We start from the raw sequence: 11,187 nt of genomic DNA on the forward strand, positions 1-11,187 counted from the left end.
AGCCGGGCGGCGCCGTGCTGCGCCGCCCTTTCCACAAAACTCCTGGCACAAACGGCATGTGAGCTTTCACACGCGGCCATGAATTGCCTTGCGGCATCCGCGTCCGGCAGAGTCTGGGTTCCGTCAGGCCCCGCATACGGCACAGCTGCACCCTCGGGGGTGCGGTACCACACAACTCCACAGACGCCGCCGTATGCCGCCCGAGCACCACGCGGCACTCCCGCAGGGGAGCGCCCACCGGGCCCGTGCCTCCCGTGACCTAGCAACAGGGAGTGCCAGTGCCAGGGGCACGATTGCGCCCGCGAGGTCACCTGTGCGGGCGGTGCTGGAAGGAAACCTTGTGAGCCGGATCTCGGTCCGGGGATTCGCAGTGGCGTCCGCCACCGCGGTCACCACTGTCGGCGCTGTCGTGGGTGTTGCCTCGGGCAACTCCCTTCCCGCGAACGGCGACAACCTGGAGACGACCGCGGCGGACGCGACGCTGCTCGCGGACATCCCCGTCGGTGAGCAGGCCCAGGTTCAGGTCGCGTCCCTGACCCAGCAGGCCGACGCGCAGGCGGCCGCCGCCGACGCGGCCGCGAGGAAGTCCGCGGAGGAGGCGGCTCGCCTCCAGGCCGCCAAGGACGCCGAGGCGAAGAAGGAAGCGGCCGAGGAGAAGGCGCAGGCTGAGGCCGAGGCCGAGGCCCGGGAGGCCAAGGAGGCCGAGGAGCGCGCCAGCCGCTCCGCCGTCCGGGAAGCCTCCAGCTTCTCGACGCAGTCGTCGTACAGCATCTCCGAGGTCCAGGCGATCGCCCGCCAGATGGTCCCCGGCGACCAGTTCCAGTGCTTCAGCAACATCGTGGACCACGAGTCCACCTGGAACTACCGGGCCCAGAACCCGTCCTCGGGTGCGTACGGCCTCGTCCAGGCGCTCCCGGGCTCCAAGATGGCGTCCGCCGGCGCCGACTGGCAGACCAACCCCGCCACCCAGATCAAGTGGGGCCTGAGCTACATGAACGACCGCTACGGCAGCCCCTGCGGCGCCTGGTCGTTCTGGCAGGCCAACCGCTGGTACTAGTGCCGCGTCAGACAGGGTCCGACCCGCCGCGACGGGGCGGACCCTGCCCGCCAGGGCACTAGCCTGTTCCGGCCGATGGCCCGCGCCGGCCGGACCCGGGATCCGGGATCCCGGAGCGTCCCTGCCGCCCGACTCCGCTGAGCCCCTCACCGTCCGACGGTGGGGGGCTCGGCCCGTGTACGGTCGGGACGGACCTTGGGGGGAGAGGGAAGCACGAGATGTCGAAGACACCGGCGTGGCTGGGTCGGCTGGGGGCCGGACTGTCCCGGCTCGGGGCGCGGTTCGAGGAGCGGCGGGCCGCCGCCGAGGCGGCGGGGGACCCCGGCGGTGAGCCCGGTGACGGGCATCCGGGCGCGCCGAACCCTCCCGACCGGGACCGGGTGCCACCACCGCCCGCCTACGCCCCCGCCGTTCCCGCGCGACCCCATCCGGTCGAGGCCCTCCCCTGGGGGATGAGGGTCGCGGCCGAGGCGGGCTGGCGGTTGCTGGTCCTGGCCGGCACGCTCTGGGTGCTGATGCGCGTCATCAGCTCGGTGCGGCTCGTGGTGCTCGCCTTCGTCGCCGCCCTCCTGGTCACCGCGCTGCTCCAGCCGACCGTTGCCCGTCTGAGGGGGGCCGGGCTGCCGCGCGGGCTCGCCACGGCCGTCACGGCGGTCCTCGGCTTCGTCATCATCGGCCTCGTCGGCTGGTTCGTCGTCTGGCAGGTGACGGACAACCTCGGTGATGTCGCCGACCGGGTGAAGGACGGCATCGAGGAGCTCAAACGCTGGCTGCTCAACAGCCCGTTCCATGTGACCGAGCGCCAGATCAACGACATCGCGAACAACCTCCAGGACAGCATCGGCACCAACACGCAGGAGATCACCTCCGCCGGGCTCCAGGGCGTGACCGTGATGGTGGAGATCCTCACCGGGATACTGCTGGCGCTGTTCTCCACCCTCTTCCTGCTCTACGACGGGCCGCGGATCTGGCAGTGGTCCCTGAAGCTGGTGCCCGCCGCGGCCCGCCCCGGTGTCGCCGGCGCCGGTCCGCGTGCCTGGCGTACCCTCACGGCGTATGTACGGGGCACGGTGGTGGTCGCCCTCATCGACGCCATCTTCATCGGCCTGGGCATCTACTTCCTCGACGTGCCGCTGGCCGTCCCGCTCGCCGTCTTCATCTTCCTGTTCTCCTTCATCCCCCTGGTGGGCGCGGTCGTCTCGGGTGCCCTGGCGGTCGTCGTCGCCCTGGTCACCCAGGGGGTGTTCACCGCCTTCATGGTGCTGCTGGTGGTGCTCGCCGTGCAGCAGATCGAAGGGCATGTGCTGCAACCGTTCATCCTGGGCCGCGCGGTCCGCGTCCATCCGCTGGCCGTCGTCCTCGCGGTCGCCACGGGCGGTCTGACGGCGGGGATCGGCGGCGCGGTGGTCGCGGTGCCGCTGGTGGCGGTGACGAACACGGTGGTCACCTACCTCCGTGCGTACGGTCAGGGCCAGGGGGGCCGGATCGGCCCCGCTCCGCACGGGGCGACGGCGATGGCCCTGGCTCCGACCCCGGCCTCGCCCCCGCCCTCCTCCTCTCCGTCCTCACCCCCCGCGACCCCGCCCTCGACCCCGCTTCTGCCTCCGGCCGCGCCGAAGTCCGAACCCCCGCCCCCGGAGGGCGAGGGGCGCACCTGACGCGCCGGCCGCGGCCGGCGGCCGGGGGAGCGGTGCCGGCCCTGGTACGGGCGGGCCGGCGCGGTGGCCGGGGGAGCGGTTCCGCCCGCCCGCTTCCGGCGATGCCGGGCCTGGCCGCCCGGTGCGCGGGCAGGCACCCCACCGGGTCCGCCGACGAGGGTGCCGCACCCGGTCCGCCGACAAGGGCGCCCCGCCCGGTCCGCCGACGAGGGTGCCGCACCCGGTCCGCCGACAAGTCCACCCCACCCGGTCCGCCGGCGAGGGTGCCGCACCCGGTGCGCCGACGAGGGCGCCCCACCCGGCACGCGGCCGGGCGGGGCGCCCTGTGCACGATCCGGCCGTCCGGCCGATACGTCGCTACCCGGCCAGCGCGGCTTCCGCGTCCAGCGTCGTGCCGACGGCCTGGATCACCGAGGCGATCTTGAAGGCCTCCTGGATGACGTCGCGCTCGACGCCCGCCTTGCGGAGCACCTGCTCGTGCGAGTCGAGGCACTGACCGCAGCCGTTGATCGCGGAGACGGCCAGCGACCACAGCTCGAAGTCGGTCTTCTCGACACCGGGGTTGCCGATGACGTTCATCCGCAGACCGGCGCGCAGCGTCCCGTACTCGGGGTCCGACAGCAGGTGCCGGGTCCGGTAGAAGACGTTGTTCATCGCCATGACCGCGGCGGCGGACTTGGCGGCGGTGTACGCCTCACCGGACAGGTTGGCCTTGGCCTCGGGCTCCAGTTCGCGCAGCACGATCGACGAGCGGGAGGCGATCGCGCAGGCCAGGACCGTGCCCCACAGCTGCTGCTGCGGGAGGTCGCTGTTGCCGATCACCGAACCGAGGTTCAGCTTGAGGTCCTTGGCGTAGTCCGGCAGGGCGGACTTCAGCTCGGCGAGCGCCATCCTCACTCACCGGCCAGGAGCTTGGCCGCGTCCAGGGTGTCCTCGCCCTTGGACCAGTTGCAGGGGCAGAGCTCGTCGGTCTGGAGGGCGTCGAGGACCCGCAGCACCTCCTTGGGGTTACGGCCGACGGAGCCGGCGGTCACCATGGTGAACTGGATCTCGTTGTTCGGGTCGACGACGAAGACGGCGCGCTGGGCGAAGCCGTCCTCGCCCTCGATGCCGAGGTCGCGCATCAGCTCGTGCCGGGAGTCGGCCATCATCGGGAAGGGCAGGTCACGCAGGTCGGCGTGGTCCTTGCGCCAGGCGTGGTGGACGAACTCGGAGTCGCCGGAGAAGCCGAGGACCTGGGCGTCGCGGTCGGCGAACTCGTCGTTCAGCTTGCCGAACGCCGCGATCTCGGTGGGGCAGACGAAGGTGAAGTCCTTGGGCCACGCGAAGACGACCTTCCACTTGCCCTCGTAGGACTTGTGGGTGATCTGCTCGAACTCCTTGCCGCTCTCCAGCGAGACGCAGGCGGTCAGCTCGAAGGTGGGGAACTGGTCACCGACAGTGAGCACGCGCTCTCCTTGCAACGGGAAGTCCCTCGTGGGGGCTTCCGGGGATTGGACGGAACCCCACCCTGGCACAGAGTGCATTGATCACAGAAATAGCTAGACTGGGTCGCCGTGATCGGAGGTGCTTATCAGTGAGAGGGGCGAATCCGGTGAATCGGGGCAAACAGCCCAGCTTGTCTCAACTTCGTGCCTTCGCCGCCGTCGCCGAGCATCTGCACTTCCGGGACGCGGCCGCCGCGATCGGGATGAGCCAGCCCGCGCTGTCCGGAGCCGTGTCGGCGCTGGAGGAGGCGCTCGGTGTCCAGCTGCTGGAGCGTACGACGCGGAAGGTCCTGCTGTCGCCCGCGGGCGAGCGGCTCGCGGTCCGCGCCAAGGCGGTCCTCGACGCCGTCGGCGAACTGCTGGAGGAGGCCGAGGCGGTGCGCGCGCCCTTCACCGGAGTGCTGCGGCTCGGAGTGATCCCGACCGTCGCTCCCTATCTGCTGCCGAGCGTGCTGAGGCTCGTCCGCGAGCGGTACCCGGAACTCGATCTCCAGGTCCACGAGGAGCAGACGTCGTCGCTGCTGGAGGGGCTCTCGGCGGGCAGGCTCGATCTGCTGCTCCTCGCCGTACCGCTCGGGGTGCCCGGGGTGACGGAACTTCCGCTGTTCGACGAGGACTTCGTGCTGGTGACGTACGGCGACCACTGGCTCGGCGGCCGCGAGGGCATTCCGCGCGACGCGCTCAGGGACCTTCCGCTACTGCTGCTCGACGAGGGCCACTGCCTGCGCGACCAGGCCCTCGACATCTGCCGGGAGGCGGGCCGCTCGGACGGGGCGCCGGTCACCACCACCGCCGCCGGACTGTCCACCCTGGTCCAGCTGGTGGCGGGCGGACTGGGCGTCACCCTGCTGCCGCACACCGCCGTCCAGGTCGAGGCAGGCCGGAATCCGGCCCTGGCCACCGGCTACTTCGCGGACCCGGCCCCGGCCCGCCGGGTCGCCCTGGCGATGCGCGCGGGGGCCGCCCGCCAGGGGGAGTTCGAGCAGTTCGCGGGCGCGCTCCGGGAGGTGCTCAAGGACCTCCCGGTACGCGTGCTCCACGACGGCGGGGGTCCTCCGCCGGGAGTCCTGCCGGGCGCAACGGGCGCAACGGTCGCAACGGTCGCGCCCGGCGCGTCTGCGGGCTGAGGCTGCGGACTGGGGCTGCGGACTGGGGCTGCGGACCACCGCCGGGGGCGTGGTGCCGACGCCCGCCGCGCCCGCCACGGTCCCTCGGTGGTACCGGCTCCGGCCCCTCGGCGGCACCGGCTCCGCGTGCCGCCCGGCCGCAGCTCCCGGTTGCAGCTCCCGGCCGTAGCGCCCGGCCCTTGCGGAGTGCCGGAGTGCCGGAGCGCCGGAGTGCTGGGGTGCCGGCCCGGCACCTGCGGCTCCGGCTTCGCGCCGGTCTACCCGGAGAAAGAGAAGAGTCCGGCTACTCCCCGGACGGCTCCTTCGCTGTCGGCGGCCGTCCCCGGCGGGGGATCGGCTTGACGCCGCCGGGGAGCCGGCCCGCCTCCGACAGGGCCCGGCGCAGCAGGAACTCGATCTGGGCGTTGGCGCTGCGCAGTTCGTCCGACGCCCAGCGCGCCAGCGCCTCGTAGACCGACGGGTCGAGCCGCAGCAGCACCTGTTTCCGTTCGGAGGGAGTCACTGGTAGAGCGTGCCGGTGTTCAGGACGGGCTGCGCCGCGCGGTCCCCGCAGAGCACCACCATCAGGTTCGAGATCATCGCCGCCTTGCGCTCGTCGTCCAGTTCCACCAGGCCGTCCTCGGTGATCCGTGCCAGTGCGGCCTCCACCATGCCGACCGCGCCGTCCACGATCTGCCGGCGGGCCGCGACGACGGCCCCGGCCTGCTGCCGCTGGAGCATCGCCGAGGCGATCTCGGGAGCGTACGCGAGGTGGGTGAAGCGCGACTCGACGATGTGGACGCCCGCGGCCTCCACCCGGGCGCGCAGTTCCAGGGCCAGCTTCTCGGTGATCTCCTCGGCGTTGCCGCGCAGCGACAGCCCGTCCTCGTCATGGGCGTCGTACGGGTACTCGATCGCGATGTGCCGCACCGCCGCCTCGGTCTGGGTGGAGACGAACTCCCGGAAGTCGTCCACCTCGAACATCGCCTGCGCGGTGTCCTCGACCTTCCACACGACCACCGCGGCGAGTTCGATCGGGTTGCCGTAGGCGTCGTTGACCTTGAGCACCGCCGTCTCGTGGTTGCGGATCCGGGTGGAGATCTTCGCCCGGGTGGTCAGCGGGTTGACCCAGCGCAGCCCGTCCGTGCGGACGGTGCCCCGGTAGCGGCCGAAGAGCTGCACCACCCGGGCCTCGCCCGGGGCGATCATGTTGAGCCCGAACATCGCGACGGCGGCGGTGACCACCACCAGCACTCCGCAGAGGATGAGCAGGGCCTTCGCTGCCCCCGCCGCCGAGGCGCCCGCCGTCATCAGCAGCACACCGGCCGCGAGTCCGGCCAGGCCGAGCAGCAGGGCCAGGCCGCCGCCGATGCTGTGTGCGGCGAACTCCCCGACTCTCGGCCCGGGCATCTCCGGTGCGTCGTGGTGGTGGAGAGATGTACCGGTAGCAGGCATGTGCGCCCCCCGTTCCGCGGGCCGCGACCGCGGCCCCAGTGACTAGCAATGTGATTACACATTAATCCGACTCGCAACCCTGCGCACCCCTCGTGAGTCGGTTCCTTCGAGACGGGTGCTGATTCTCACGTCCGGAAAAGACCGGATCGGTAGCCCTTTGTCTGGACGGCCGGTGTTAGCTTTCAGAGCTGATCTGGCGGCAACCGCCGGTGTGCGGCACGGCGGCGGCCGGCGGACGGCGGCCGACGGCCGGCGACGAGCGCGGAACAGAGAGCGGGGCAACGGAGCGATGGGCCGAGCGGAAGCGCGGAGGGCCCGGCAGCGCGACGCGCGCCGGGAGGGCAGGGCCGGGGGCATACGGGGCTTCCTCACCGTGAGGAGGCTGCTGGGCACCTTCCTCACGGTCTGCCTGCTGGGCGTGGGCGCGCTCTTCGTCGTCTATCTGCTGGTGCCGGTCCCCACGGCCAACGCGCAGGCCGAGAAGGAGAGCAACGTCTACAAGTACGCGGACGGCTCGCTCCTCGCCCGCACCGGAACGGTCAACCGCGAGATCGTCGGCCTTGACAAGATCCCGGACGACGTGGAGAAGGCCTTCGTCGCCGCCGAGAACAAGACCTTCTACAAGGACTCCGGCATCGACCTGAAGGGCACCGCCCGCGGTGTGTTCAACACCCTGACCGGCGGGGGCAGGCAGGGCGGCTCGACGATCACCCAGCAGTACGTCAAGAACTACTACCTCAACCAGGACCAGACGGTCACCCGCAAGCTCAAGGAGCTGGTGATCTCACTGAAGGTGGACCAGCAGAAGGGCAAGGAGGAGATCCTCGCCGGCTATCTGAACACCAGCTACTACGGGCGCGGCGCCTACGGCATCCAGGCCGCGGCCCAGGCGTACTACCGCAAGGACGCCCAGAAGCTCACGGTCGCCGAGGGCGCCTATCTCGCCGCCCTGCTCCAGGCCCCCAGCCAGTACGACTGGGCGGTCGCCTCGCCGACCGGCAGGAAGCTGGTGAGCGAGCGCTGGAACTACGTCCTGGACAACATGGTCGGGCAGAACTGGCTGGACGCGTCGACCCGTTCGGGCCTGGAGTTCCCCGTGCCGAAGGAGCCGAAGGCCGCCCCGGGCATGGAGGGGCAGACCGGTTACCTCGTCAAGGCGGCCAACGCCGAACTCGCCAGGCGCGGTGTCAGCGAGGACCAGATCGAGGCAGGCGGCTGGACCATCACGCTCAGCATCGAGAAGAAGCGCCAGGACGCCCTCGTGGAGGCCGTCGACGAGCAGCTGGAGAAGAAGCTCGACCGCGACGGCGACGAGGGCGACGCGACCGTCCAGGCCGGCGCGACCTCGGTCGACCCCGGCAGCGGCAAGGTCGTCGCCCTGTACGGCGGGGTCGGAGCGACCGAGCACTGGATCTCCAACGCCACCCGCCGTGACTACCAGCCCGCCTCCACCTTCAAGCCCGTCGTGCTCGCCACCGCCCTGGAGACCGGGGCGCAGACCCAGGACGGCCGGCCGATCGGACTGGAGACGATCTACGACGGCACCAGCAAGCGCCCGGTGGAGGGCGGCGACACGCCGTTCGCGCCGGAGAACGAGGACGACCGCAGCTACGGGCCCGTCACCGTCCAGAAGGCCACCGACAGCTCCGTCAACTCGGTGTACGCGCAGATGATCGTGGACGTCGGTCCCGGCAAGGTGAAGGAGACCGCGCTCGGCCTCGGCATGCAGGACGGGGACGGCTGGCCGGTGCGGCCCGCGATGTCGCTGGGCACGATGGGCGCCTCGACCTGGGACATGGCCGCGGTCTACGCCACCCTCGACAACCACGGAGAGAAGGTCACGCCGTCGATCGTGAAGGACGCCACGCACCGGACCCGCGAGGTGGCGGCCGCACCCGAGGGCGGTGACCGGGTCATCAGCAGGGAGGCCGCCGACACCGTGACCAAGGCCATGACCGGCGTGGTGCGCGACGGCTCCGGCCGCAACGCCCGGGGCGACTACCACGCGGCGGGCAAGACCGGTACCTCGGAGAACAACCGCTCGGCCTGGTTCGTCGGCTACACGCCCGAACTCGTCACCGCCGTCGCGCTGTTCGGCGAGAACCCCGAGGGCGGCCAGGTCACGCTGACCGACACCGTCAACGCGGGCCGCGCCAACGGCGGTGGTGTGCCCGCCCTGATCTGGCAGCAGTACACCACCGGCGCCCTCGGCGGCGGCTCGGACAAGCGGTTCGACCTGGAACTCCTGAGGCCGGTGCCGGAGGAACCGCCGGCGAGCCCGAGCGGGACGCCCTCCGGGAGCGAGGAGCCCGAGGAGCCCTCGGAGGAGCCGTCGCAGCCGGAGGAGCCGGACGACCCCCCGAGCGACTCGCCCGACCCGTCGCCGTCGGACGACCGGCCCACCCGGCCGGGCGACACGGCCGGCACCACGGAGGGCACCGACAGCGGTACCACCGAGGGCGGCGGGACCGACTCGGGCACCACGGAGGGCGGCGAGAGCGACGGCGGTGCCGCCAACGCGGGCACCGCGGAAGGGACGACGGAGGGGACGACGGCCGGCGTACAGCCCCGGCCGAGGGCCTCCTGAAGGGAAGCGGCCGGGCCGCGCGCACCGGAGCCCGGCCGGGCTCCACGCAGCACAGGTGGAGCCCGGCCGGGCTGCACGCAGCAGCGGCCCGGCCGCGGTCTTCGCGCCGGGCGCGCCGGGACCTGCGGCCGTCCCCGGCCCCGGGCCCGGCCCCGGCCCCGGGCCACTTCCGGCTCTGGGCGTGGCTCCGCCGCTGCCCGGCCTCCGGTCCCGGGCGCGTCCCCGGCCTTCGCGCCGCCGCCGCCGGCGCCGGCGGCGCCGGCGATCAGCCTCCGTTGACCTCCCGGGAGATCCGGTCGCCGATCTCCTTGTCGACGTTGCGCCAGTACTGCACCGCGCGGTCCAGCACGGGCCGTGAGACGCCCTGCTTCAGATGGCCGCTGACGTTCGACACCAGCCGCGAACGGGCGGCGTCGTCGAGGACGTGGCGGACCATCGTGCCCGCCTGCCCCCAGTCGTCGTCCTCACGGTGCGGCCTGTACGCCTCGCGCACCATCTCGCCGGCCGTCGCCCACCCCGCGGGGTCGCCGAAGCGCGCGAAGTCGGCGTCCGGGCCGCCGTAGGAGTTGGGGGCGTACGGCCGGGCCGGGTACGAGGGCGCGTACCGCATCGGACCGTCCTTGGCGTACGAGTTCACCGGCGCGTGCGGCCGGTTCGGCGGCAGCTGGGCGTAGTTGGGGCCGATCCGGTACCGGTGGGTGTCCGGGTACGAGAACAGCCGGCCGAGCAGCATCTTGTCCGGCGAGGGGCCGATGCCGGGAACCATGTTCGACGGCTCGAAGGCGGCCTGCTCGATATGGACGAAGTAGTCCTCCGGATTCCGGTTCAGCGTCATCCGGCCCACGTCGATCAGCGGGTAGTCCCCGTGCGGCCACACCTTCGTCAGGTCGAAGGGGTTGAAGCGGTAGTCCGCGGCGTCCTCGAACGGCATGATCTGGACCTTCAGCGACCACGAGGGCGCGTCCCCGGCCTCGATCGACTCGTACAGGTCGCGCCGGTGCCGGTCGGCGTCGGAACCGGCGAGGTCGTCGGCCTCCTCCTGGGTGAGGAAGTCGATGCCCTGGTCGGTCTTGAAGTGGTACTTCACCCAGAACCGCTCACCGGCGCCGTTGATCCACATATAGGTGTGGGAGCCGTAGCCGTTCATGTGCCGGTAGGTCTTGGGGATGCCCCGGTCGCCCATCAGCCAGGTGACCTGGTGTGCCGACTCGGGGGAGAGGGTCCAGAAGTCCCACTGCATGTCGTTGTCGCGCAGCCCGGTGACCGGATGGCGCTTCTGCGACCTGATGAAGTCCTGGAACTTGATCGTGTCGCGTACGAAGAAGACCGGCGTGTTGTTGCCGACCAGGTCGTAGTTGCCGTGCTCGGTGTAGAACTTCAGCGCGAACCCGCGCGGGTCGCGCCAGGTGTCCGGGGAGCCCTGCTCACCGGCGACCGTCGAGAAGCGGGCCAGCATCTCGGTGCGCCGGCCCGGCTGGAAGAGGTCCGCCTTGGTGAACTGGCCGACGTCGTTGGTGACTTCGAAGAAGCCGTACGCGCCGGAACCCTTGGCGTGCACCACCCTTTCGGGCACGCGTTCCCGGTTGAACTGGGCCATCTTCTCGATCAGGTAGTGGTCCTGGAGAAGGATGGGGCCGTCCGGCCCCACCGTCAGTGAGTGCTCGTCGCTCTCCACGGGAATGCCGTGGCTGTTCGTGGTGTACGGCGCTTCGGGGGGTGACTCGGTCACGAGCGTCCTCCCGTCGATCGTGGGAATGTGGTCGCATCGGCCGTGTGCCCCAGTCAACTCCTCACATGCGAGGACGGCAACATCTGGACCCGGTCCGGAACCGGCCCG

General features: G+C 71.6%; 9 protein-coding genes. 4 read left to right on the forward strand and 5 right to left on the reverse strand.

The window, feature by feature from the left end; all coding sequences use genetic code 11:
- Window positions 1–340: 340 nt before the first annotated feature.
- Window positions 341–1,057 carry an aggregation-promoting factor C-terminal-like domain-containing protein gene (locus DDQ41_RS22245; RefSeq protein ID WP_109296066.1) on the forward strand — a complete coding sequence of 239 codons (717 nt, stop codon included), beginning with the start codon at window positions 341–343 and terminating at the stop codon, window positions 1,055–1,057.
- Window positions 1,058–1,275: 218 nt separating this feature from the next.
- Window positions 1,276–2,715, forward strand: a complete 1,440-nt coding sequence (locus DDQ41_RS22250; protein ID WP_109296067.1) for an AI-2E family transporter — start codon at window positions 1,276–1,278, stop codon at window positions 2,713–2,715.
- A 357-nt stretch (window positions 2,716–3,072) separates the two neighbouring features.
- Here DDQ41_RS22250 and DDQ41_RS22255 read toward each other — a convergent pair whose 3' ends face one another.
- Window positions 3,073–3,606: an alkyl hydroperoxide reductase gene (locus DDQ41_RS22255; protein WP_109296068.1), complete on the reverse strand. Its 534-nt coding sequence runs from the start codon at window positions 3,604–3,606 to the stop codon at window positions 3,073–3,075.
- A 2-nt stretch (window positions 3,607–3,608) separates the two neighbouring features.
- Window positions 3,609–4,163, reverse strand: a complete 555-nt coding sequence (locus DDQ41_RS22260) for a peroxiredoxin (protein ID WP_109296069.1) — start codon at window positions 4,161–4,163, stop codon at window positions 3,609–3,611.
- A gap of 170 nt (window positions 4,164–4,333) precedes the next feature.
- Between DDQ41_RS22260 and DDQ41_RS22265 the strand changes: the two genes are divergently transcribed.
- A complete protein-coding gene (locus tag DDQ41_RS22265; protein ID WP_394342153.1) occupies window positions 4,334–5,329 on the forward strand; it encodes a LysR substrate-binding domain-containing protein in 996 nt (331 codons plus the stop codon).
- Window positions 5,330–5,612: 283 nt separating this feature from the next.
- Here DDQ41_RS22265 and DDQ41_RS22270 read toward each other — a convergent pair whose 3' ends face one another.
- Together DDQ41_RS22270 and DDQ41_RS22275 are read right to left on the reverse strand one after the other, a co-directional pair.
- Entirely contained in the window at window positions 5,613–5,882 is a 270-nt protein-coding gene (locus DDQ41_RS22270; RefSeq protein ID WP_373995451.1) for a hypothetical protein, read from the reverse strand.
- Complete coding sequence (locus DDQ41_RS22275) at window positions 5,828–6,718, reverse strand: SPFH domain-containing protein (protein WP_109296071.1); 891 nt, start codon at window positions 6,716–6,718, stop codon at window positions 5,828–5,830. The genes DDQ41_RS22270 and DDQ41_RS22275 overlap by 55 nt, the downstream gene beginning before the upstream one ends.
- A gap of 334 nt (window positions 6,719–7,052) precedes the next feature.
- Between DDQ41_RS22275 and DDQ41_RS22280 the strand changes: the two genes are divergently transcribed.
- Window positions 7,053–9,350, forward strand: a complete 2,298-nt coding sequence (locus DDQ41_RS22280) for a transglycosylase domain-containing protein (protein WP_109296072.1) — start codon at window positions 7,053–7,055, stop codon at window positions 9,348–9,350.
- 265 nt (window positions 9,351–9,615) lie between these two features.
- On the opposite strand, the gene DDQ41_RS22285 is transcribed toward DDQ41_RS22280, so the two are convergent.
- Entirely contained in the window at window positions 9,616–11,079 is a 1,464-nt protein-coding gene (locus DDQ41_RS22285; protein ID WP_109296073.1) for a catalase, read from the reverse strand.
- Window positions 11,080–11,187 lie beyond the last annotated feature (108 nt).

The organism is Streptomyces spongiicola (genome assembly GCF_003122365.1).
Classification (GTDB): domain Bacteria; phylum Actinomycetota; class Actinomycetes; order Streptomycetales; family Streptomycetaceae; genus Streptomyces; species Streptomyces spongiicola.